Source organism: Oceanibaculum nanhaiense, assembly GCF_002148795.1.
Lineage (GTDB): Bacteria > Pseudomonadota > Alphaproteobacteria > Oceanibaculales > Oceanibaculaceae > Oceanibaculum > Oceanibaculum nanhaiense.
Window position 1 is genome coordinate 44,441 of sequence record NZ_MPOB01000002.1, and the last position, 25,235, is coordinate 69,675.

Here is a 25,235-nt window from a genome sequence, read left to right on the forward strand (position 1 = left end):
ATGTATATTCTGCGCCTGCTTCAGAGCGGATCCCCCCAGGCCTATCGGGGGCTGTTCCTCGTAACCTGCCTGTCCGGCCTGTCGAACGTGGTGCTGATCGCGCTGATCAACCATGTCGCCGAGCGCGCGGAACAGCAGGACCCGGTCGGCCTGCAGCTGCTGCTGGTCTATCTCTGCACCTTTGCCTTTTATTACGTCGCCGACCGTGCCTCGCTGCGCCAGGCCAACCTGTTGGTCCAGCAGCGGCTGAGCGCGCTCAGGCTGCGTGTCGTCGGCAAGATCCGCCGGGCCGATCTGCGGGCCGTCGAGAATATGGGGCATGGCGAGCTGTATGCGACGGTGGCGCAGGAGATCAATCATCTCTCGCAGAGCTTCCCGCTGCTGGTCAATGCCGCGCAGGGCGTGTTCCTGCTGGCGTTCTGCCTGCTGTATATCGCCACCCTGTCGCTGATCTCGTTCCTGGTGATGGCGGCCTTCACGGTGATCGGCCTGTATATCTTCTGGCTGCGCCGCAAGGTGCTGGCCGACGCGATGGCGGAAGTGCATGTGTGCGAATCGGCGATGCTGGAATCGGTGTCGCACTTTACCGACGGCTTCCAGGAAATCCGCCTGAACGCCGACAAGAACGACTCGCTGTTCCGGCATTTCACCAAGGTGCTGGACAGGCTGGAGACGGAGGTGATCGGCGTCGGCGGCAAATGGGTCGTGCTGCTGCAATTCTCCAACGCCTTCCTCTATGCGCTGGTCGGGCTGGTGGTCTTCGTGCTGCCGATGTTCTTCGAAGGCTATACCGACGCGATCTACAAGATCGTGGCGGTGTCGATCTTCTGCGTCGGGCCGGTCACCGGCCTTACCTCGGCGGCGCCGATCTTCTCCAAGGCGGATGTCGGGCTGGGCCATGTGTTCCGGCTGGAGCGCAAGCTGGACAACCGGTTGGCCGGCGGCACCTCGGTGGTGACGGTGCCCGAGGAGTCGCGGTTCCGGGGCTTCCGGACCATTGACTTCGAGGGGGTGTGCTTCACCTATCGTGGTCCCGACGGCACGCCCACCTTCACCTCCGGCCCCTGGGATTTCGCACTCCGCCATAGCGAGATCGTGTTTCTGACCGGCGGCAATGGCAGCGGCAAATCGACGGCGATGAAACTGATCTGCGGCCTCTATACGCCGGATGCCGGCCGCATCCTGGTCGATGGTGTGGCGGTGGAGAGCGGGACGCGTCAGGAATATCGCGAGCTGTTTGCCGGCATCTTCCCGGATTTCCACCTGTTCGACCGGCTGCACGGGCTGGAGGATGTCGATCCCGATACGGTCACCGCGCTGATCGCCCGCATGGAGCTGTCGGACAAGGTACGGTTCGAGAATGGCCGCTTCTCCAGCGTCGATCTCTCGACCGGGCAGCGCAAGCGCCTCGCGCTGATTGCCGCGTTGCTGGAGGACCGCGAGGTCTATCTGTTCGACGAATGGGCGGCCGACCAGGATGCGCATTTCCGCGATGTGTTCTATGGCGAGCTGCTGCCGGAGCTGAAGCGCCGCGGCAAGGCGGTGCTGGCGGTGACCCATGATGACCGCTACTGGGGGCGCTGCGACCGCCGCCTGCATCTCGATCTCGGCCGGATGAAGCCGGTTGGGGATGAGGCGGAGGGCGGCTGATGGCACTGCTCGATTTCATCCTGCGGGCCGGCCGCCGCCCGTTGCAGATCATGGGGCTGCTGACAATCATCGCCGGCCTGGCCAATGCGCTGCTGGTGGTGATCGTCAACGAGGTCGCCAAGCATGTCGCGGAAGCCGAACGGCCGGGGCTGACGACCGCGCTGATCTTCATCCTTGCCTTCCTGATATACTATCAGTGCAACCAGTTCGCCCTGTTGCGCGCCAACCGGATGATCGAGGTGCTGCTGAACCGGCTGCGGCTCGGCGTCATGGACCGGCTGCGCCGCGCCGAACTGCGCGATGTGGACCGGCTGCGGCGCGGCCAGCTCTACACGCTGGTATCGCAGGAGACGAACTATCTCTCGGTGACCTTTCCGCTGCTGGTGGATTCCTTCCAGCAGGCGATCCTGCTGATCATCTCGCTGGCCTATCTGCTGTACCTGTCGCCGGCGGCCTTCCTGGTCTTCCTGGTGTCGGTCTTCCTTGGCGTGCTTGCCTATCACCGGATCAACAGCCGGATGAGCGGGACGCTGCGCCGGCTGAATTATTTCCAGGGGCGCCTGCTCGACGCCATCGGCGACCTTATCAACGGCAGCAAGGAGCTGCGGCTGAACAGCCGGAAGAGCGAGTCGGTGTTCCAGGCCTACCGCAAGCTGTCGCGCGCCACGGAAGCCACGCTGGTCGCCTCCGGCGAGCAATGGACCGCGATGATCCTGCTCAGCAGCGCGGTGATTTTCGCCATGCTGGGAATCGTCGGATTCGGCTTCCCGCATTTCGTCGGCAATCACGGCGATATCGTCTTCCAGCTGATCCCGGTGCTGTTGTTCTGCGTGGCTCCCTTCGCCAAGATCGTCAGCCAGTCGCCGATGTTCGTGCGCGCCGAGGTCAGCCTGCAGGGCGTCCTGGAGATCGAGCGCCAGCTGGGCGCGTCCGACATGCTGAGCCCGTCGGACGCGCGCGCGGCGGCGGCGGCCTACCGCGATTTCCGCACCATCACCTATTCGGGACTGACCTTCACCCACCGCGATGTGGCCGGTATCGGCACCTTCACGCTGGGCCCGCTCGACCTGACCGTGCAGCGCGGCGAGACGCTGTTCCTGGTCGGTGGCAATGGCAGCGGCAAATCGACGGCGCTGCGCCTGATAACCGGGCTGTACGCGCCGGAGGCCGGCGCGATCCGGGTGGACGAGACGCCGATGGTGGGCCGCGACGTGGCCGGTTTCCGCGAACTGTTCGCCGCCATCTTCGTCGATTTCCACCTGTTCGACCGGCTCTACGGGCTGGAGCATGTGCCGGCCGAACAGGTCAATCTGATGATCGAGGAGATGGGGCTGGCCGGGAAGGTGCGTTACGAGGACGGGCAGTTCTCCACCACCCATTTGTCCACCGGCCAGCGCAAGCGGCTGGCGCTGATCGCCACCCTGCTGGAAGACCGGCCGGTCTATATCTTCGACGAATGGTCGGCCGAACAGGACGTGCATTTCCGCGCCTATTTCTACAATACTGTGCTGAAACGCCTGAAGGCGCAGGGCAAGACCGTCATCGCGGTCACCCATGACGAACGCTACTGGCATCTGGCCGATCGCGTGGTGAAGCTCGATCTCGGCAGGGTCGAGTGGCAGCGCAAGGGCAGTGAGTTGGAGGCGCCATGAAGGCCTTCCTGTTTCCAGGGCAGGGCGCGCAGCGCATCGGGATGGGGGAAGGGCTGTTCGAGGCTTTCCCGGAGCAGACCGCCTGCGCCGATTCCGTGCTCGGCTATTCGGTGCGTGAACTGTGCCTGACGGGGCCGATGGAGCGGCTGACCCAGACCCAGTTCACCCAGCCAGCCCTTTATGTCGTCGGTGCGCTGACCTGGCTGAAACGTAAAGCCGAAGGTGCGAAGGCCGATTATCTGCTGGGCCACAGCGTCGCCGAATATGTCGCGCTGTTCGCTGCCGGCGCAGTGGATTTCGAGACCGGGCTGCGGCTGGTGCAGAAGCGCGGCGCGCTGATGGCCAATGCTGCCGGTGGCGGCATGGCGGCGGTACTGGGGCTGGACGCGGCCCAAGTGGAGGAGATCATCCGCCGGCACGGCCTCACCGATGTCTTCGCCGCCAATGTGAACACGCCGAAGCAGATCGTGGTGTCGGGCCGGCGCGAGGCGGTGGAGGCCGCCGAACCGCTGTTCCTGGAGGCCGGCGCCTCGCATTACCGCGTGCTGCAGGTCAGCGGCGCCTTCCACACGCCCTTCATGCAGCCGGCGCGCGACGCCTTCGCGCGGTTCCTGGAAGATTGCGAATTCCGCCCACCGCTTGTGCCGGTGATCTCCAACGTGACCGCGCGGCCGCACAAGCCGGAGACGATCCGGTCGCTGATGGCCGAGCAGATGACCGCGCCGGTGCGCTGGAGCGACAGCATCCGCTACCTGCTGTCGAAGGGGCTTGCCTTCGAGGATTTCGAGGAGCTGGGGCCGGCCGGCGGTGCCGTGGTGAAGCCAATGGTGAAGCGCACTCAGCTGGAGGCCGGACCGCTGGATGCCGCAGTGCTGGCGGCGGAGGAAGAAGCGGAAGCAGCAAAGGCCCAACCGGTCGCGAAAGCGCCCGTCAGGGAAGCGCCGGCCATGGAAGCGCCCGCACGCATGAATGGCACACGCCACAAGGCCGCCGGTTTCGGGGCCGCGACGCTGGGCTCGGCGGAATTCCGCGAGGATTTCGGCGTGAAATACGCCTATGCCGCCGGCGCCATGTATCAGGGCATCGCCTCGGCGGAGCTGGTGATCCGAATGGCCAAGGCCGGGTTGCTGGGTTTCTTCGGTGCCGGCGGCCTGCCGATGCCGGCGGTGGAGCAGGCGATCCAGCGTATCCAGGCGGAAATCCCGCCGGGCGCGCCCTTCGGCATGAATTTCATCGCCCATGCCAATTTCCCGCAGCTGGAAGAAGATCTGGCCGACCTGCTGCTGCGCCATGGCGTGCGCGTCATCGAGGCGTCCGCCTTTATGGAGGTGACGCCGGCGCTGGTGCGCTACCGCGCCAAGGGGCTCACCCGCGAGGGTGGTAAGCTACGCGCGGCCAACCGCATCATCGCGAAGATTTCCCGGCCCGACGTGGCGGCGCAGTTCCTCGCCCCGGCGCCGGGGCGGCTGCTGACCCGCCTTCTGGAGTCGGGCGGCATCACCCCGGATGAGGCGGCGCTGCTGCGCGAAGTGCCGATGGCCGATGCACTGTGCGTCGAATCGGATTCCGGCGGCCATACCGACCAGGGCATGCCCTTCACGCTGATCCCGGCGACGCTGAAGGTGCGCGACGACGCGCAGGCGCGCTTCCCCGGCTTCGGCCGCCTTCATGTCGGCGCCGGCGGCGGTATCGGCACGCCGGAGGCGGCGGCCGCCGTCTTCGTGCTGGGGGCGGATTTCATCCTCACCGGATCGGTCAACCAGTGTACCGTGGAGGCCGGCACCAGCGACGCGGTGAAGGACATGCTGGAAGGCATGAATGTCTATGACACCGACTATGCCCCCTCCGGCGAGATGTTCGAGATGGGCTCCAAGGTGCAGGTGCTGAAGAAGGGGCTGTTCTTCCCGGCCCGCGCCAACAAGCTGGTCGCGCTCTATCGCCAGCACGAATCACTGGAGGAGATCGAGCCGTCGCTGCGCCGGCAGATCGAGGAGCGCTATTTCAAGCGCAGCTTCGAGGAGGTGTTCGCCGATGTGAAGGCGAGCTATCGCGCCGCAGAGGTGGAGCGCGCCGAACGCCTGCCGAAGCACCGCATGGCGCTGGTCTTCAAGCGCTATTTCAGGGACACCACACGCTGGGCGCTGGCCGGCGATCTGGAGCATAAGGTCGATTTCCAGGTGCATTGCGGCCCGGCGCTGGGGGCGTTCAACCAGTGGGTTGCGGGCAGCGAGCTTGCAAGCTGGCGCAACCGCCACCCCGATCTGATCGCCGACCGGCTGATGGCGGAGACCGCCAACCTGCTCTCCCGCCGCTTCTCGATCCTGCTGGGGGAGGGCGGATCATGAGCCGCCCCATCGCCATCATCGGCATCGGGCTGCGCCTGCCCAAGGCCGATAATCTCGACCAGTTCTGGCACCATCTGGCGGCGGGCCGCTCGCTGATCTCGGAAGTGCCGGCGGATCGCTGGGACAAGTCGGCGCTGCACGGAAATCCGGCCGCCGGTAATAAGAGCGCCAGCATCTGGGGCGGCTTCATCGAGGAGGCCGATTGCTTCGATGCGCCGTTCTTCAGCGTGTCGCCGCGCGAGGCCGCCTGGATGGACCCGCAGCAGCGTTTCGCGCTGGAGATGGCCTGGCACGCCATCGAGGATGCGGGCTATCGTGCTGCCGAACTCGCCGGCAGCCGCACCGGCGTCTATATGGGCGTGTGCCACTGGGATTATGCGGAGCTGCTGGAAAAGCACCTGGCGCAGACCGACGCCTATATGCCGACCGGCATCGCCTTCTCGATCATCGCCAACCGGGTCTCGCATTTCTTCGATCTGCACGGCCCCAGCATCGCCAATGACACTGCCTGCGCCGCCTCGCTGACGGCGATCTACGAGGCGGTGCGCGCGCTGGAGGCCGGCGATTGCGAGATGGCGCTGGCCGGCGGCGTGAACCTCGCCTGGTCGCCCAACCATTTCGTCGCCTTCTCCAAGGCCGGTATGCTGTCGAAGGAGGGCAGCGGCAAGGCCTTCGACGACCGCGCCGACGGCTATGTGCGCGGCGAGGGCGGCGGCGTGCTGCTGCTGAAGCCGCTCGACAAGGCGCTGGCCGATGGCGATCCGGTGCATGCGGTGATTCGCGGCATCGGCGTCAATCACGGCGGGCGCACCAGCTCGCTGACCGTCACCAGCCCGGATGCGCAGGCCGAACTGATCGAATCGGTGCACCGCGCCGCCGGCGTCAATCCTGACCGGGTGAGCTATATCGAGGCGCATGGCCCCGGCACGCCGCTGGGCGACCCGATCGAGATCGCCGGGCTGAAGCAGGCTTTCGCCACGCTGCATGCGGCGGCGGGCACCGAGCCGGTGGCGGACAGCTGCGCTATCGGGTCGGTGAAGACCAATATCGGCCATCTGGAAGGGGCGGCGGGCGTCGCCGGCATCGCCAAGCTGTTGGCGGCGCTGCGCCATGGCGCGCTGCCGGCCAATGTCGGCTTCGAGACGCTGAACCGGCTGATCGACCTCAGCGGCTCGCCCTTCCGCATCCAGGCGGAGCGGCGCGACTGGCCCAGCGATCCCGAGCGCCCCCGGCTGGCCGGCATCAGCTCCTTCGGCTTCGGCGGCGCCAACGCCCATGCCCTGCTGGAGGAAGCGCCCCTCCGTGCCGATGTGAGCCGCGGCGATGGCCCGGTCATCCTGCCGCTCTCGGCCCGCGATGACGGCCGGCTTGCGGCCTATGCGGAAAGGCTGCGCGACTGGCTGGCAGACGCGCCGGACGATCTCTCGCTGGCCGATCTCGCCTACACCTTCCAGACTGCACGCGAGCCGATGGAGGCGCGCGCCGCCTTCGTAGCCACCGGCAAGGAAGGGCTGATCGACGCGCTGGAAAGCTTCCTCGCCGGCGAGATTTTGGACGATGCGCCGCACGCCGACCTCGCCGCGCGCTGGCGCGCCGGGGAGGATGTGGACTGGTCGGTTCTGTACGAGGGTGGCTCGGCGCCGCGTCGCATCCATGCGCCGCTCTACCCCTTCGCGCGGCACCGCTACTGGATGGATGCGTCGCTCGTCGGCAAGGATACGGAAGCCTTCCCGCACCCGCTGGCGCAGCGCAACCTGTCGGGCCTCGATGGGCCGCGCTACCGCTCGCATCTCGGGCGCGAGGCCTTCTACTGGGCCGATCACCATGTTGGCGGGCAGCAGATCCTGCCTGGCGTCGCCTGCCTTGAGGCGGCCCGCGCCGCACTGGAGCAGGCGCGCGGCGGCGCGCCGCTGACCGGCGGCCTTGTCTTCGAGCAGGTCAGCTGGACCCGGCCGATCCGCGCCGATGCGGTGCCGGTCGCGGTGGAAACACGGCTGCGGCCTGAGGAAAAAGGCGGCTTCACCTTCACCATATCGGCGGCGGATGGCGCGGCGAATGCGCAAGGTGTGCTGCGCCTGGCAGCGCTGGACACGCCGCCGGCGCTGGATATCGCGGCGCTGGCCAAAGCCCTGCCGGAGACCATCGATCCCGCCGAGTGCTATAGCCGGCTGACGGAAAGCGGCGTCGCCCATGGCCCGGCCTTCCAGGCGCTGCGCACGGTAAGACGCGGTCCGGACGGCGTCCTGGCGGAGCTGCGGCTGGGCCGGTCGCTGCACGGAACGCTGGCGCAATTGCCGTTGCATCCGGTGCTGCTGGACGCCGCCATTCAGGCCTGGATCGCGCTGGACGGGGAGGCGCCCCCCGGCAGCGCCGTGCCCTTCGCCTGCGGGCGGATCGAGATGCGTGGCCCCTGTACGCCAGTCATGCACGCCCATGTCCGTCGCGTCGCCGGATCGGTGCGCAGCGATGCGGTGGTGCGCCTCGACATCGACCTGACGGACAAGGACGGCAAGCCCTGTCTTGCCTTCCGCGATCTGGCGCTGCGGCTTGTTGCGCCGAAGGCGATGGAGGATGCGGCACCGGCGGTGGATAACGCTGAGGCGCCGACCGTGCACCTGGCCGGCCGCTGGGTGGAACGCCCCGTGCAGGTGCAGGACGCGCCGCGCGAGACGCACATCTACCTCGCTGGTTTCGCGCCTGATATCGCGGAACAGCTTGCCGCGCGCACCGGCCTGCCGGTCGAGTGCCTGCCGGATGCAAATGATCCCGCCGCGCGCGCCACTGGCTGGTTCCGCCATCTGCATGGCGCGCTGGCAGCGCGCATGCGTTTGAGGCCGGCGCTGCCGCAGCGTTTCCTCGTGCTGGCCGGGCCGAAGGCGCCAGCCTGGCTGGCCACGCCGCTGGCCGGGCTGCTGCGCACGGCGGCGCAGGAGAATCCGAAATTCTCCGGCGCGGTAGTGGCGGTGGAAGGATTGGCGGATATCGATCGGCTGGCCGCGCTGCTGGCGGCGGAGGCCACAGCCGCCGATGACGTCGCCGAGCTGCGCCACGATGCCGCCGGCAACCGCTTCGCCTGGCGTCCGCAGGAGACTGCGCCGGCAGGCGATGCGCCTTCCCTGAACCCCGAGGCCGCCTACTGGATCACCGGCGGGCTGGGCCGGCTGGGGCTGATCCTCGCCGGCTGGCTGGCGGCGCGCGGGGCGCGGCACCTCGTGCTGTCGGGCCGCCGGGTCGCGCCGGACGCAGCGGCAGAAGCGGCGCTGGCGGCGCTGCGCGCGGGCGGTGCCGAGGTGCACCTCGAAGCCTGCGACGTCACTGATGCCGAAGCGGTGGCAAAAACCGTGGCGCGCATCGAACCCCAGGTCGGGCCACTCAAGGGCATCATCCATGCCGCCGGCCTGCTGGATGACGGATATATCCTGACCAAGGCGGCGGACAGCATCGCGCCGGTACTGGCGCCGAAGATCGCCGGCACGCTGAACATCGACCGGGCGACCCGCGACACAGCGCTCGATTTCCTGCTGCTCTGTTCCTCGATCGCCGCCAGCTTCGGCAATGCCGGGCAGGGCGATTATGCCGGCGGCAACGCCTTCCTCGATGGCTTCGCCGAACACCGCACCCGGCTCACCGAGGCCGGGGAGCGCCACGGTGTCACGATCTCCATCGGCTGGCCGCTCTGGGAAGAGGGCGGCATGAGCGTCGATGCAACCGGGCGGGCCGCACTCGCCCGGCGCTTCGGGACGGTGCCGATGCCGACGGCGGCGGGCCTCGCGGCGCTGGACCGTGCCTTCCCGGCGGGCACGCCCCGGCAGGTGGTGCTGCATGGCGCGCGCGACCGCATCGATGCCCTGCTGGCCGAACCGGTTCCCCTGCCGCAGGCACCACCACCCGTTGCGGAAAGTGGGGAAGCTGCCGACGATGGCGACCTTGCCGCGCGCACCATCGCCTTCCTGAAGGAGGTGCTGGCCGAACGGTTGCAGATGGACCCGGCGCAGATCCGCGCCGACCGCAGGCTGGAGGAATACGGCCTCGATTCCATCACCATCGTCGAGGCGACGGCGCAGCTGGAAGAGGCGCTGGGGCCGCTCTCCAAGACGCTGTTCTTCGAATATGTCGATCTCGCCGGCATCGCCCGCCATCTGGTCGAGGAACGCCGCGCCGCGCTGCTGGCCGCGCTTCCCGGTGGGCCAGCGCCGAAAGCGGCCCCGGCATCGGCTGCCTTGCGCGCCGAGCCGCCCGCTAAGGTTTCCGCCGCGCCGCGGCCGGATGATCGGAAGCAGGAGGACCGGCACGACATCGCCATCGTCGGCCTGTCGCTGCGCGTCGCCCGCGCCGCCAGCCAGGACGAGTTCTGGCAGATGCTGTCGAACGGGCTGGACGGGTTCGAGGCCTATCCCGCCGAGCGCTGGAACCATGCCGCACTGCTGCACCCGGAACGCGATGTGCTGGGCAAGACAGTGGTGAAGACCGGCGCCTTCCTGAAGGATATCGACAAGTTCGACCCGCGCTATTTCCGCATCTCGCAGCATGAGGCGGAACTGATGTCGCCGGAGGTGCGGCTGTTCCTGGAGGCCAGCGTCGAGGCCTTCGAGGATGCCGGCTATTCGCGCGAGTACATGCAGGCGCGCTATGGCGGCGATGTCGCGGTGCTGGTCGGCTCGATGACCAACGAGTACGACCTCTACGGCTTCCAGAACATGCTGGTGCGCGGCGCGCTGGCCAGCGGCAGCTATACCGGCACCGTGCCGAACATGGTGTCCTATTTCTACGGCTTCACCGGCCCGTCCTATTTCCTCGACACCATGTGCTCGGCCTCCTCGACCTGCGTGCATGAGGCCGTCCATATGTTGCGCGCCGGGCGCTGCAAGATGGCGCTGGCCGGCGGTGTGAGCCTGCTTTTGCACCCGCAGAAGCTGATCGCCACCTCGCAGGAGCATTTCACCAGCAAGACGGCGGAGAAGATCAGGGGCTATGGGCTGGGCGCCGACGGCACCATCCTCGGCGAGGGTGTGGGCGCGCTGGTGCTGAAGCCGCTGGCCGATGCCGAGCGCGACGGCGACCATATCTATGGCGTCATCATCGGCAGCGGCATCAGCAATGCCGGCGTGCGCAACGGCTTCACCGTGCCGAACCCGCACCAGCAGGCCGCCGCCATCGAACAGGCGCTGGACGATGCCGCCATCGATCCCGCCACCCTCTCCTATGTCGAGGGGCACGGCTCCGGCACGGCGCTGGGCGACCCGATCGAGGTGAAGGCACTGACCCAGGCCTTCCGCAAATACACCGATGCCAAGGGCTTCTGCCCGCTCGGCACGGTGAAGTCGAACGTCGCCCATCTGCTGGCCGCCGCCGGGGTGGCCGGCATCGCCAAGGTGCTGGCGCAGCTGCGGCACAGCCAGATCGCGCCCTCGCTGCATGCCGAGGTGCTGAACCCGAACATCCCGTTCGAGGATACGCCGTTCCGGGTGCAGCGCGAGCTGACACCCTGGACCCGTCCGCGCGATGCCGCCGGGCGGGAGCTGCCGCGCCGGGCCGGTGTCACCTCCATCGGCGCAGGCGGGATGAACTCGCATATCCTGATCGAGGAACACGCTGCCTCGCCACGCGAGGCGCATCCCGGCGGGCCGGAGCTGCTGGTGTTCTCCGCGATGTCGGAGGCGGCGCTGATCCGGTTGCTGTCGCGCCTGCGCGACCATGTTGCAGCCCATCCCGATCTGGTGCTGGCGGACCTCGCCTATACGCTGCAGACCGGCCGTAACGAGCTGCCCTGCCGGCTGGCGCTGGTGGCGGATGACATCGCCCGGGTGCCGGCGCTGCTGGCGGCTTTCTTGTCGTCGCCGCGCCCGGACCCGCGCTGGCATTTTGTGCGCAGCATCCTGGAGGTGGAGCCACCAGCCGATGCGGCGCGGCTGCGCCAGGACATCGGCACTCGCGCGCTCGACCGCCTTGCCGCTGCCTGGGCGGCGGGGGCGGTCCTCGACTGGGACGCGCTGCATGAAGGAAGGCAGCCGCGCCGCGTATCGCTGCCGGCCTATCCGTTCGAGCGGGTGCGCTGCTGGTACCCGGAATTCGCCGATGCGCCCTCGGTGGTCAATCCGCTGGGATCGGCGCTGAAGCTGCATCCCTTCATCGGGGTGAACCGCTCCGGCCTCGACGGGTTGCGCTACAGCACCGCGATCCATCCGGGCGAGTTGCTGGATTACAGTTTCACGCAAGGTCGCACGCAAACCATCCTGCCGATTGTCGCGGTGGAGATCGTGCTGGCGCTGGGCCGCATCGCCGGGCTGGCCGGGCCGCTCTCGCTGCGCGGCCTCACCGTGCGCGGGGCCGTCGCTTGGGAAGACGGGGCGGAGCTGCACGCTGCGCTCGACCCACAGGGCGACAGCCTGCTGGTCCGGCTGGAGATGGCGGATGCGGCGGGCAACCGCACGCCCTATGCCGAGGCGCTGGTGCTGGCGGAGGCCACCGCCCTGCCGCCGGAGAGCGTACCAGCGACTGGCGAGGCGCTGGACGGTGCGGCTATCACGGCACGGCTGGCCGAGCGCGGCTATGCCTTCGCGCCTTATCTCGAGGTGGTGACGCGCGTGCTGGCGCTGCCGGGTGGCGGCTTCCTCTGTGATCTCGCGCGGGAGCATCCGCAGCAGGATTTCTTCACGAAGAATGTGCAGCTGCCGCCGCGCGTGCTGGCCGCCGCCTATCAGGCGATGCTGCTCGATATGCCGCCCTCTGAGGCGCCACCGCTGCTGGCCGGGATCGCGTCGGCGGTGCTGGGCGACCGTGCCGAGGAGGTCGCGCGGCTGCTGGTGCGTCCGCAGGGCGACGGCGCCTATGCGGTGCGGCTGTTCGATGCCGGCGGCGCGGTGCTGGGCGCGCTGGACGGGGTGCTGTTCGCGGCCCCGGAGGCGCTGGATCGTGCGGCCCCTGCGCCGGTGCCAGTCACGGCGAGTGCCGCCGATGGACTGGTGGGTGAGTTGCGCGCGCTGGCGGCAGCGATCCTGAAATTCCCCGCCGAGGAGCTGAACCCGCGTGAGCTGTTCTATGAGCTGGGCTTCGATTCGATCTCGCTGACCCGCTTCGCCGGGGAGATTTCGGAGGCCTATAAGGTCACCCTGTCGCCGGCGGTGTTCTTCGAGTGCGAGCATATCGAGGCGCTGGCCGCCCATCTCGTCAGCCGTCACGGCGTTGTGGCGGGCACGGCGGCGCCAAAACCCGTCGCGGTGCCGCTGAAGGCTCAGCCGGTCGCGGCGGTGCGTCCGGCATCGCCGCCCCCGCCTGACGGCGCAGTGGCGATCATCGGCCTGGCCGGGCGTTTTCCCGGTGCGGCGACGGCGGACGAGTTCTTCGCCCGGCTGCTGGCCGGCGACGATCTGACCGGCGCATTGCCGCTGGCGCGCTATGGCGCAGCCTACCGCGCACGGCTGGAACAGGCGGGCTTCCCGAAGCGCGGCGGCTTCCTCGCCGATATCGACCGCTTCGATGCCGGCTTCTTCCGTATTTCCCCGGTCGAGGCGGAACGGCTGGACCCGCAGCAGCGCCTGATGCTGGAGACCGCCTGGCGGGCGCTGGAGGATGCCGGCTACCGCCCGGAGGAACTGCCGCGCGACACCGGCGTGTTCGTCGGGGTAACGGCGCAGGATTATGCCGCCCTGCTGCGCGACCATGGCGTGGCCAGCGACGGCTATGTCGCCACCGGCAATTCGCTGGCGATGGTGGCGAACCGGCTGTCGCATTTCTTCGATCTGAACGGGCCGAGCGAGGCGGTGGACACCGCCTGTTCCAGTTCGCTGGTGGCGCTGCTGCGCGCGGCGGATGCGGTGCGCAGCGGGCGCTGTGGCGCGGCGCTGGTCGGCGGGGTCAATCTGACGCTGGCGCTGGACGGCTTCGCGGGGCCGCATCAGGCCGGCATGCTGAGCCCGGAGGGGCGCTGCAAGAGCTTCGGCGCCGGGGCCGATGGCTATGCGCGCGGCGAGGGCGTGGTGGCGCTGCTGCTGAAGCCGCTGGCCGAAGCCGAGCGCGACGGCGACCGCATTCTCGGCCTGCTGATCGGCGGCGCGGAGAATCACGGCGGCCGTGCCGGCTCGCTGACCGCGCCGAACGCCAAGGCGCAGGCCGATCTGGTGGTCCGCGCCATGCGGGGTATTGATCCGGTGAGCATCGGCTATATCGAGGCGCACGGCACCGGCACGGCGCTGGGCGACCCGGTGGAGGCGAACGGGCTGCGGCTGGCCTATGACACGCTGACCGGGGGCAAGGCCACCAGCCTGCCGCCGATCCTGCTGGGGTCGGTGAAATCCAATATCGGCCATCTGGAGGCTGCCGCCGGTCTGGCCGGTGTCGTGAAGGTACTGCTGGCGATGCGCCAGGGCCGGCTGCCGGCCTCGCTGCATTGTGCCGAGGCCAATCCGCATCTGGATTTCGCCGGTTCGCCCTTCCGGCTGGCGACGCAGACGCAGGACTGGCCGCTGCGCCAGGACGCACAGGGCAACGCGCTGCCGCGTCGGGCCGGCGTCAGCTCCTTCGGGTTCGGCGGCAGCAACGCGCATGTCGTGCTGGAAGCCTATGAGCCGGTTTCCGAACCGCGCCGCCAGCCCCATCGCCAACCGCTGCCGCCGCACCGCTTCGCCGACACGCGCTACTGGATTCCGGGGGTGAAGCCGGAAGAGGTGACGGCGCTGGTGCCGCACTGGATCGAGGTGCCGCTGATACAGGCCGGCACCGCGCCCGCGCGGCATATCGTGCTGGCGGGCGGTCTCGATGTCGCGACAGTGCCGGGCGTCGAGTCGTTGGCCCCGTCCCTGCCGCCGGAGATTGGTGCCGCCTATGGCGCGCTGGCGGAAGCGCTGCTGCGCACGGTACAACAAGTGCTGAAACAGCCGGGCGAGGGCCGGGTGCTGGTGCAGCTTGCCGTGCCGGATGCGGGCGAATTGGCACTGCTCGCCGGTCTTGGCGCGATGCTGGACAGCATCGCCGCCGAACATCCGCGCCTGCTCGGCCAGACCGTTATTCTGCCTGCTGGGATTACACCTGCCGAGGCGGCGCGGCTGCTGGCGGCGGAGGCCACCGGCCCGGGCGACCGCCATGTCCGCTTCATCTCAGGTAAGCGCCATGTGCGACGCTGGCGTGATGCGGCGCTGCCCGCCGGGGGCGTGTCCTGGCAGGCCGGCGCCGTCACGCTGATTGCCGGCGGTATGGGCGGACTCGGCCGGCGGCTGGCCCGCGACATCGCCGAAGCCGCGCCCGGGAGCGTGCTGGTGCTGACCGGGCGCGCAGCGCTGGATGCGGAGCGCGAGGCGTTCCTTGCGGAACTGCGGCGGCTGGGGGCCAGCGCCGAATATCGGCAGATCGATATCACCGATGAGGGAGCCGTCGCCGCCCTGCTGCGCGACATCCTGACGGCGCATGGGCGTCTCGACCGGGTGGTGCAGGCCGCCGGCGTGCTGCGCGACGGCTATGCGCTGCGTAAATCGCCGGCTGACCTGGCCGCCGTGCTGGCGCCGAAGCTCAAGGGCACGCTGGCGCTGCTGCGCGCCTGTCGCGACCTGCCGGTAAAGCCGTCTTTCGTGCTGTTCTCCTCGCTGGCCGGGGCGGTCGGCAATCCGGGTCAGGCGGATTACGCCGCCGCCAACGGCTTTATGGGTGCGCTGGCCGAACGCGAGGGGGCGGAACGTGAAGGCGCGCCGCTGCTCGCCATCGACTGGCCGCTGTGGCGCGAGGGCGGCATGCGCGTCGATGAATCGGTCGAGCAGGAGTTGTTCTGCCGCATGGGCCAGCGCCCGCTGGAAACGGCGGACGGGCTTGCCCTGCTGCGCCGCGCGCTGGCATCCGGCCTGCCCCGCCTTGCTGTCATCGCTGGCGAGGGGCAGCGCATCCGCGCCTTCTTCGCCGGTGCCGACCGTCCGGAACTGCCGCAGGTCGTGGCCACCACTTCATCCGATACGGCGCTTCGCGACCGGGTGACAGATCGGCTGCGCCAGATCTTCGCGGAGGCCAGCGGCCTGCCGGCGGATGGCATCGATCCGTCCCGCCCGCTGGAGGAGTACGGCATCGACTCGCTGATGGTCACCCGGCTGAACGCCGCGCTGGAAGTGCCGTTTGGCGCGCTGCCGAAGACGCTGCTGTTCGAGCACCGCACACTGGCCGCGCTGGCCGGGCATCTGGCGGTGGCGCAGGGCGAGGCCTGCCGGCGCTGGACCGGGCTGGGCGCGGCTGCGACCATCGCATCTGTGCCGGCTGCCGCGCAGCCGGTGGCGCGCGCGACCGCCGCGCCGCTGTCTCAGGACGAGCCCATCGCCATCATCGGCCTCAGCGGGCGCTATCCGGGTGCGCCCGATCTCGATTCCTTCTGGGCCAATCTGGCGGCGGGCTGCGATGCCATCACCGAGATTCCGCCTGAGCGCTGGGACATGGACGGCTTCTTCCATGCGGACGCCGACGAGGCGGTGGCGAACGGGCGCAGCTACGCCAAATGGGGCGGCTTCCTTGATGGTTTCGCCGATTTCGATCCGTTCTTCTTCCGCATCTCGCCGCGCGACGCGGCGGCGATGGACCCGCAGGAGCGGCTGTTCCTGATGACCGCCTGGGCGGCGTTCGAGGATGCCGGCTATGGCCCCACAAGGCTGGCGCGCCAGCATGGCGGCCGGGTCGGCGTGTTCGCTGGCGTGACCAAGACCGGCTATGCGCTGCACGGGCCGTTCCGCAGCGAGGGCGGGGCGATGGTGCGGCCCAGCACCTCCTTCGCCTCGGTCGCCAACCGGGTGTCGCACGCGCTGGATTTGACCGGCCCCAGCCTGCCGGTCGATACCATGTGCTCCTCCTCGCTGACGGCGATCCATGAGGCCTGCGCCCATCTGCGCGCGGGCAGTTGCGAAATGGCGCTGGCCGGCGGCGTGAACCTCTATCTGCACCCCGCCAATTTCGTGGAGCTGAGTGCCGCCCGGATGCTGAGCGCCGAGGGCCGCTGCCGCAGCTTCGGCGAGGGCGGCGACGGCTTCGTGCCGGGCGAGGGCGTGGGCTGCGTCATCCTGAAGCCGCTGTCGCGCGCACTGGCCGATGGCGACCATATCCATGCGCTGATCCGCGCCACGGCGATCAATCATGGCGGCCACGCCAATGGCTATACCGTGCCCAGCCCGGCGGCGCAGCGTGACGTGATCCGCGCGGCGCTGGAGAAGGCCGGCCTGTCCGCCGATGAAGTCACCTGCATCGAGGCGCATGGCACCGGCACGGCGCTGGGCGACCCGATCGAGCTGGACGGGCTGAGCCAGGCCTTCCGTACGGAAACGGACGCGCGCGGCTACTGCGCGCTGGGCTCGGTGAAGTCCAATATCGGCCATCTGGAGGCGGCGGCGGGCATTGCCGGCCTGACCAAGATCGTTCTGCAGATGCGCCACGGCCAGCTGGCGCCGACGCTGCACGCCAATGTGCCGAATCCGAACCTGGCGCTGGCGGACTCGCCCTTCCGCCTGCAGCAGGAACGCGCACCGTGGCCGGGCCGTCCTCGCATTGCCGGCCTGTCCTCCTTCGGGGCCGGCGGGGCGAACGCCCATGCGATTATCGAGGAGTGGCCGACGCCCTCCTTCCCTGTTGCGGAACCGCGCGCGGCAGCGGCGGGCGGTACGCCGCTGCCTATCCTGCTGTCGGCGCGCGATCCCGAGCGGCTGCGCGAGATGGCCGAACGGCTTTTGGCCTGTATTGAGGGTGGGCCTGTCGAGGGGACCGGCGACGCTCTTCCCGTCTGGCGTTCGAGGCTGGCGGAATTGCTGGCGGTGGCCGAAGCCGAGATCGACGCGGATGACCCGCTCGACTCCTATGGCGTCGAACCGGCGCAGCTGCTGGCGCTGAAAGGCTGGGCCGAAGACCGCTTCGGACGGATTCTGGACGCGGCCCGCTTCACCCCGGCGGCGACGCTGCGCCTTCTTGCCGGCCCGATTGCGGCGGCGGGCGGTGGCGCTGCTCTGGCACTGGCCGATATTTCCCACACGCTGCAGATCGGCCGCGAGGCGCTGGACTGCCGCCTCGCCATCGAGGCCGGATCGCTGGCGGTGTTGGCCGCAGGGTTGCGCGCCTGGCTGGACGGGCGCAAGACACATCCCGGCCTGCATGAAGGCAATGCGAAGGCGGACCGTGCCGCACTGGCCGGGCTGCTGGATGCAACGGAGGCGCGGGAACTGGCGGCGCGCTGGCTGGCCGAGGGACGGATCGGCAAGGCGCTTGCGCTCTGGGCCAAGGGGCAGGATATCGACTGGCCGGGCGTGCCGGGCGGGCGCATCGTCTCGCTGCCGACCTATCCCTTCGCGCGCCAGCGCTTCTGGATACCCCGTCCGGCCCAGACGGTAGAGGCATCCGTCGCGGCGGCGCTGGCCGGCAGCCCGGCGGGCCGCGCAGCGCTGGAAAGCGGCAATGATCTGCTGGAACGGCAGATCGCGCCGGTGCTGCGGGAGGTGCTCGACCGGCTGCCGGAAACGGAAATGGTGCCGGAGCTGCGGCGCTGGCGACAGGCCGCCGCGGCGCTGCTGGCTTCGACTCCGGCGGGCGAGGCTGCGGACTGGGACAGCTTCGCGGCGGCACATCGGGAGGACAAGGCGCTGGCCGCCCGCATCGATCTGGCCGGGGCGACGCTGCGCGCCCTGCCGGACATTCTGGCCGGGCGGGTGAAGCCGACCGCCGTGATGTTCCCGGATGGCGGGATGGGGCTGGTCGAGGGCGTCTATAAGGATAATCCGGTGGCCGCACGCTTCAGCGACGGGCTGGCCGGGGCGGCGGCGGCCTTCGTCGCGGCGCGGCTGGCGGCGGCGCCGGATCGCCGCCTGCGCATTCTGGAAATTGGCGCCGGCACCGGCGGCACCAGCGTGTGCGTGTTCCGGGCGCTGGCCCCGCACCGCGCCGGCATCGCCGAATATCTCTATACCGATGTGTCGCGCGCCTTCCTGATCCATGCTGAGCGCTCTTACGCCGACAGCGCGCCCAATCTGGCGACCGCTTTGTTCGATGTCGAAAAGCCGCTGGCCGGGCAGGGGGTGACGCCGCATGGCTATGATCTGGTGATCGCCGCCAATGTGCTGCACGCGACAGCAGACATGCGCCGTACGCTGGCGACGGTGTGTGAGACGCTGGCGCCAGGCGGGCTGCTGCTGGCGAACGAGACCAGTGCGGCGACCCTGTTCACCCATGTCACCTTCGGCCTGCTGGAGGGCTGGTGGCGCTTCACCGACCCGGATGTGCGGATTCCGGGCACGCCCAGCCTGACGCCGGCTTCCTGGCGGAAGCTGCTGGAACAGTCCGGGCTGACCTGGGTCGCCGGCTCGCCGGAAGATGAGCTGGCGCTCGGTCAGCAGCTGGTCGCCGCGCGGATGCCGGAGGATGCCGTGGTGGCGCCGGCGGCGCCGGTTGCCGCCACGCTGAAAGCGCCGGAAAAGCCCGTCTCGGTGCAGCCCGCCGGCAGCCTGCGCGATGTGCTGCTGCGGCTGCTGGCGGAGACGCTGAACGTGACGCCGGGCAGCATCGACGTGACCCAGTCCTTCGCCGATTACGGGCTGGATTCGATCCTCGGCATGGAGTTGGTGCACCGGCTGCGGCGGGCGCTGGATATCGATTTCGAGCAGACACGGCTGTTCGACTTCGCCAGCGTGGCGCAGCTGGAGGGCTTCATTGCGGCGGACTATCCGGCGGCGGTCGCTGCCCTCGGCGCGGCCCCGAAGCCGGCATCCAGGGCGGCACCGGTTGCCGCCGCAAGCCCGGCGGTGCGGCGGGATTCCAAGCAGGAAAAGGGCCGCCAGCCCATCGCCATTATCGGCGCCAGCGGCCGCTTCGCGAAATCGCCGGACATGGACGCGCTGTGGGGCCATCTGCTGACCGGCCGCGATCTGGTGGAGCCGGTCAGCCGCTTCGACCTCGACAGCCTGTACAAGGACGCCGCGCCCGGAACCTATGGCCGGCATGGCAGCTTCATCGACGGGATCGACCAGTTCGACCCGGTGTTCTTCGGCATTTCCGGGCTGGAAGCCACCTATATGGACCCGCAGCAGCGGCTGTTCCTGGAGGAGGCGTGGAACACGCTGGAGAATGCCGGCCATGCCGGGGCGGATATCGCCGGGCGGCGCGTCGGCGTGTTCGTCGGCTGCAGCGCCGGCGACTATCATGACCTGTTCAAGGGCGATGAGGCGCCTGGCCAGGCATTCTGGGGCAACACCATCTCGCTGATTCCCGCGCGCATCGCCTATCTGCTGGATCTGAAGGGGCCGGCCATCGCCGTCGATACCGCCTGCTCCAGCGCGCTGGTGGCGCTGCATCTCGCCTGCCAGAGCCTGTGGAACGGCGAGGCGGAGATGGCGCTGGCCGGCGGCGTGTTCGTGCATGCGACGGCGCGCTTCTACCGCTCGGCCAACCAGGCAAAGATGCTGTCGCCGAGCGGACGCTGTGCCGCCTTCGGCGCCGGTGCCGATGGTATCGTGCCGGGCGAGGCGGTGGGTGCTGTGCTGCTGCGCCCGCTGTCCGACGCGATGGCCGATGGCGACACGATCCTGGGCGTCATCGCCGCCAGCGGCACCAATCAGGATGGGGCGACCAACGGCATCACCGCCCCCAGCGCCGCCTCGCAGGAACGGCTGATCCGCCAAGTCTATGACGGCTTCGGCATCGACCCCGAAAGCATCGGCATGGTGGAGGCGCACGGCACCGGCACGGTGCTGGGCGACCCCATCGAACATGCGGCGCTGACCCGCGCCTTCCGCCACTATACCGGCCGCACGGGCTTCTGCGCGCTGGGCTCGGTGAAGTCGAACATCGGCCATGCCACAACGGCGGCGGGCATCGCCGGGCTGGCGAAGCTGCTGCTGGCGCTGCGTCACCGCACCATCCCGCCGACCATCCATATCGGCAGCGGGAATCCGGCGATCCGCATGGCGGAGAGCCCGTTCTTCGCCAGCGAGACGCCGCTGGACTGGGCAGCACCGCAACCGGGCGCGCCGCGCCGGGCGGCGATCAGCTCCTTCGGCTTCAGCGGCACCAACGCGCATGCGGTGGTGGAGGAAGCGCCCACCCTGCCGCCGCGCGCCGGCTTGCCGAAGGGCGGGCTTATCGTGCTGTCGGCGCGCACGACCGAACAGCTGCGCCGGCAGGCGGAAAAGCTGCTGGACCATCTCGACACCCAGCCGGAACAGGAACTGGCCGATATCGGCTTCACCCTGCTGGCCGGCCGCCGGCATTTGCATCACCGGCTGGTGCTGGTCGCTACTGACCGGGCGGACCTCGCAGCACGGCTGCGCCTCTGGCTGGACGGATCGCCAGACTGCGGTGTCGAAACGGCGGAACTGGATGAAAAGGACCGCCGCGCCGATCCCGCCCGGCAGGCGGAGGGCGAGGCGTTGATTGCCGCGATCCGCGCCGCCGCCGACCCGATGGCGCTGCTGCCCGCACTGGCCCGGCATTATCTGGCCGGCGACGAACTGGAGTATGGCGCGGCATGCCCGGCCGGCGCGCGCCGGGTGCCGCTGCCGACCTATCCGTTCGAGCGCAAACGCTATTGGGTGAAGGCTGCGGAACAGCCGAAGCCGGCGCTGGTCGCAACTGCCGCATCGCAGCCCGTCGTTGTCTTGCCCAAGCCGGCAGCGATGCCGCAACCCGTATCTTCATCCGCCACGCCGCCGAAGATCCGGCTGGCACCGCTGACTGCCGCCCTGACTGCCGCCGCACCGGCGGCGGTATCGGCTGCGCCGGATGGCGCGCTGCGCCGCCTGCCGGATGCGGACGGGGTGCGCCGGCTGGAACTCTCCGGAAGCTGGAGCGATGCGCAGCAGGCGCGGCTGGCCGGCGAACTGGCGGCGGCCTCCAGCGACGACTCGGTGCGTGCGGTGCTGGTGATTGGCGATTGGGACGGCACCGCAACGACCGGTGCGGGGCTGAACGCCGCGCTCGATTGTGCCGTGCCGGTGGTGGCGGCGCTGGCTGCTTCGGCGCAAGGGGCCGGGCTGCTGGCGGCCCTGCAGGCGGATTTCCTGCTGCTGGCGGCGGATGGCGCCTATGCCGGCCAGCCGGGACTTGCGCCGCAAAGTGCACTCATGGATCAGCGGCTGGGCCGCGAAGCCGCCCGTCTGATGCTGGCCGAGGGCCGTGCGCTGACCGGTGCCGAGCTGAGGGCGCGCGGCGTCGGCCTGCAGGTGCTGCCTTCGGCTGATATCGCCCGAACCGCCTCGGCGCTGGCGGTGCAGATCGCCAAGGCGCCGCGCCTCAGCCTCGTTGAGCTGAAGCGCCATATGCGCCGAGCGCTGCCGCCGCGTGCCGACCTGCCGGCTGGCGATCATCCGCTGCTGGCCGCTGCCGGGGACGGTGCGGCGGCACCCACTGGCAATCCGCGCCGGGTGGCGCTGGCCAGCCCGGTGGTCGAGCTGGAGATCTGGCCCGATGGCGTGGCGCTGCTGCGGCTGTGCGAACGGCAGCACAAGAACACCTTCACCCCGGCCTTCATGGACGGCATCCAGGAGGCGTTCACGGCGATTGCCGGCCTGGCGGAGGCGAAGGTGGTGGTGCTGACCGGGCATGACGGCTATTTCGCCTGCGGCGGCACGCGCGACGGGCTGACCGAGCTGCAGAGCGGCGCCACCCGCTTCACCGACCTGAAGATCTACAGCCTGCCACTGGACTGCGAATTGCCGGTGATCACCGCGATGCAGGGCCACGGTATCGGGGCGGGCTGGTCGCTCGGCATGTATTGCGATCTGGCGCTGTTCGGGGCGGAGAGCGTCTATCACAGCAATTATCTCTGGTTCGGCTTCACGCCGGGTGCTGGCGCGACGCTGATCTTCCCGGAACGGCTGGGCGACGATCTGGGCCGCGAGGTCTTGTTCACCGCCCGCGAATACAAGGGCCGCGAGCTGGCCACCCGCCGCCCTGGCCTGATGGCGCTGCCGGCGGCCGAGGTGCTGCCGCGCGCGCTGTCCATGGCGCATGCGCTGGCCGCCCGCCCGCGTGGCTGGCTGGTGGAGGCGAAGGCCGCGCTGGCGAAACCGCTGACCGACCGGCTGGGGGATGTGCTGGCCCGCGAGGTGGCGATGCATGAGACGACCTTCATCGGCAATGCCCGCGTGGCCGAACGCATCGCCGAGGCCTTCCCGCAGGCGCCAGCCGCCGAAGCCCCGGAACCGGCGAAGCCTGCCGCTGCCGATGGTGCGGCAAGGCTGGCGCGGGCGCGCGGCGAGATCGTCGCCACCCTGGCCGAGGAGCTGATGATCGAGGCCTCGGACATCCGCGATTCCTCCGGTTTCCTCGATCTCGGCCTCGATTCGATCCTCGCCGTCACCTGGCTGCGCCGGCTGAACGGGCTGTTCGGCATCGATCTGCCGGCAACCAGCGTCTATGCCCATCCGACGGTCGGTGATCTGGCCGCGCATGTCGCGAAGCTGCTGCCGGAGGACGCGCTGGCCCAGCCGGAATCCCCGGCGCAACCCGAGCCGGCACCCGTTGCGGCAGCACCTGTTGTGGCGGCCCCTGTCATCGCGGAACCTGTGGTCGCCGCGCCGGCAATCCGGCCAACCCCGGAACCGCGCCAGACCCCAGAGGCTCGGGGCGCGGTGGCGGTGATCGGCGCGTCCGGGCAGTTCCCCAAGGCCGATGATCTGGAAGCCTTCTGGGAGAATATCCGCAGCGGGCGCGACTGCATTGAGGAGGTGCCGGCCGACCGCTGGGACATCGCGCGGCATTACCATCCCGATCCCCACCATCCCGACGCGACCTATTGCAAATGGATGGGCGCGCTGTCGGATATCGACCGCTTTGATGCCGGCTTCTTCACCATGACGCCGCGCGAGGCGGAGCTGACGGACCCGCAGCAGCGGCTGTTCCTGCAGCATGCCTGGCACGCCATCGAGGATGCGGCACTCGACCCGCTGAAGCTGGGCGGGGCGCAGTGCGGCGTGTTCGTCAGTTCCGGCCCCAGCGGCTATGCCGATCTGATCGCAGAACGCAACGCCTACAGCCTGCTCGGCAGTTCCGGCTCCATCCTGGCGGCGCGTATCGCCCATCTGCTGGATCTGCGCGGCCCCAGCCTGTCGATCGATACCGCCTGTTCCAGCTCGCTGGTGGCGATTGCCGAGGCCTGCAACAGCCTGCTGCTGGGCGACAGCGACCTGGCGCTGGCCGGGGGCGCCTGCGTGCTGATCGGCCCGTCCATGTTCATCGACACCGCCAAGGTGGGCATGCTGTCGAAGGACGGGCGCTGCTTCACCTTCGATGCGCGCGCCAACGGTTTCGTGCCGGGCGAGGGCGTCGGCGTGCTGCTGCTGAAGCGGCTGGAAGATGCGCTGGCCGATGGCGACCCTGTGCGCGCGGTGATCCGCGGCTGGGGCACCAATCAGGACGGAAGGACCAACGGCATCACCGCGCCGAACCCGCAGGCGCAGACAAGGCTGATGCAGTCCGTCCACCGCAAATTCGGCATCGACCCGGCGAGCATCGGGCTGATCGAATGCCACGGCACCGGCACGGCGCTGGGCGACCCCATCGAGATCGAGGGGCTGTGCGACGCCTTCGCCGGCAGCGGCCTGAAGGAAGGGGCCTGCGTCATCGGTTCGGTGAAGTCGAATGTTGGGCATCTGCTGGCCGCCGCCGGTGTGGCCGGCGCGATGAAGGCGATGCTGGCGCTGGAACATGCCGAGCTGCCGCCAGCCGTGAATTTCCAGACTCTGAACCCGCATATCCGCCTCACCGGCGCACCGTTCCGGGTGAACAATGCGCTGCGCAACTGGCAGCCCGGCACCGGCCCGCGCCGCGTGGCCGTCAGCTCCTATGGCTTCAGCGGCACCAACGCGCATCTGGTGATGGAAGAAGCCCCGCCGGCTGAAGCGGGAACGGGCGCGCCCGGCCCCCATCTGTTCGTGCTGTCGGCACGCGACCGCGAGCGGCTGACCGACTATGCCGCCGTGATGGAGCGCTTCATCGCCGCTGATCCGGCGCTCGATCTCGGCGGTCTGGCGCACACGCTGCGGGTCGCGCGCAGCGCCTTCGCCACCCGGCTGGCCTTCACCTTCCGTGACCGGGCGGAGCTGCTGCGGGCACTGTCCTCCATCGCTGCCGGTCAGCCGGCGGAGGGTGTCTGGTTCGACCGCCGCGATGCCGATACGGCGGATGCCGGCACGCTCGACGGTCTGGCACGGCTATGGGTCGCCGGCCGCGATGTCGATTTCTCAGGATTGCCGCAGGGCCGCCTGCCGGAGGGCCGCCGCATCCGGCTGCCGGGCTATCCCTTCGCACGCGACCGGCACTGGGTTGCCCCGGCAAAGCTCGTGGCTCCCGCTGTGGCTCCCGCCGGGCATCCGCTGCTGGAGGAGGTGATTGTGACGGCCGAGGGGCTGCGCGCCGGCCTTACGCTGCGCGCGGAGGAGCCCTGGCTGACCCACCACGCGACCGGCGAGACGCGGCTGTCGCTCGGCCTGTTCCTGCCGGAACTGGCGCGTGCCTCGCTTGCGCGGCAGACCGGCGGACCTGTGGCCGGGCTGCGCCATCTGGTCTGGGGCCGTCCGGTCGCGGTGAACGGGCATCCGCGCCGTGTGCGCCTTGCCGTCCGGCAGGATTCGGCCGGGCTGTTCTATCAGGTCAC

At 69.4% G+C, this 25,235-nt stretch carries 4 protein-coding genes (1 of these 4 cut by a window edge); all 4 read left to right on the plus strand.

Translation table 11 applies throughout. The annotated features are described in order from the left end of the window. Tightly spaced (each overlapping or abutting the next), the 4 genes in view from BKM74_RS03305 to BKM74_RS18425 form a layout consistent with a single transcriptional unit that may run on beyond the window. Positions 1-1,650 carry a cyclic peptide export ABC transporter gene (locus BKM74_RS03305; protein WP_086464303.1) on the plus strand — a complete coding sequence of 550 codons (1,650 nt, stop codon included), beginning with the start codon at positions 1-3 and terminating at the stop codon, positions 1,648-1,650. Next, the gene (locus BKM74_RS03310; protein WP_086464304.1) at positions 1,650-3,302 is read left to right on the plus strand and encodes a cyclic peptide export ABC transporter; all 1,653 of its coding nucleotides are present in this window, start codon (positions 1,650-1,652) and stop codon (positions 3,300-3,302) included. Before BKM74_RS03305 ends, BKM74_RS03310 begins: the two co-directional genes overlap by 1 nt. Continuing rightward, entirely contained in the window at positions 3,299-5,647 is a 2,349-nt protein-coding gene (fabD, locus tag BKM74_RS03315; RefSeq protein WP_086464305.1) for an ACP S-malonyltransferase, read from the plus strand. Before BKM74_RS03310 ends, fabD begins: the two co-directional genes overlap by 4 nt. After that, on the plus strand, positions 5,644-25,235 hold the 5' portion of the coding sequence (locus BKM74_RS18425) for an SDR family NAD(P)-dependent oxidoreductase (protein WP_099045569.1). 568 nt of this gene lie beyond the right edge of the window; only the first 19,592 of its 20,160 coding nucleotides appear in the window; it begins with the start codon at positions 5,644-5,646; the stop codon falls past the right edge of the window. Before fabD ends, BKM74_RS18425 begins: the two co-directional genes overlap by 4 nt.

Bases quoted from the DNA above. Each gene is read 5' to 3' on its own strand.
- BKM74_RS03305 (WP_086464303.1), top strand. From the start codon at position 1: ATGTATATTCTGCGCCTGCTTCAGAGCGGATCCCCCCAGGCCTATCGG.
- fabD (WP_086464305.1), top strand. From the start codon at position 3,299: ATGAAGGCCTTCCTGTTTCCAGGGCAGGGCGCGCAGCGCATCGGGATG.
- BKM74_RS03310 (WP_086464304.1), top strand. From the start codon at position 1,650: ATGGCACTGCTCGATTTCATCCTGCGGGCCGGCCGCCGCCCGTTGCAG.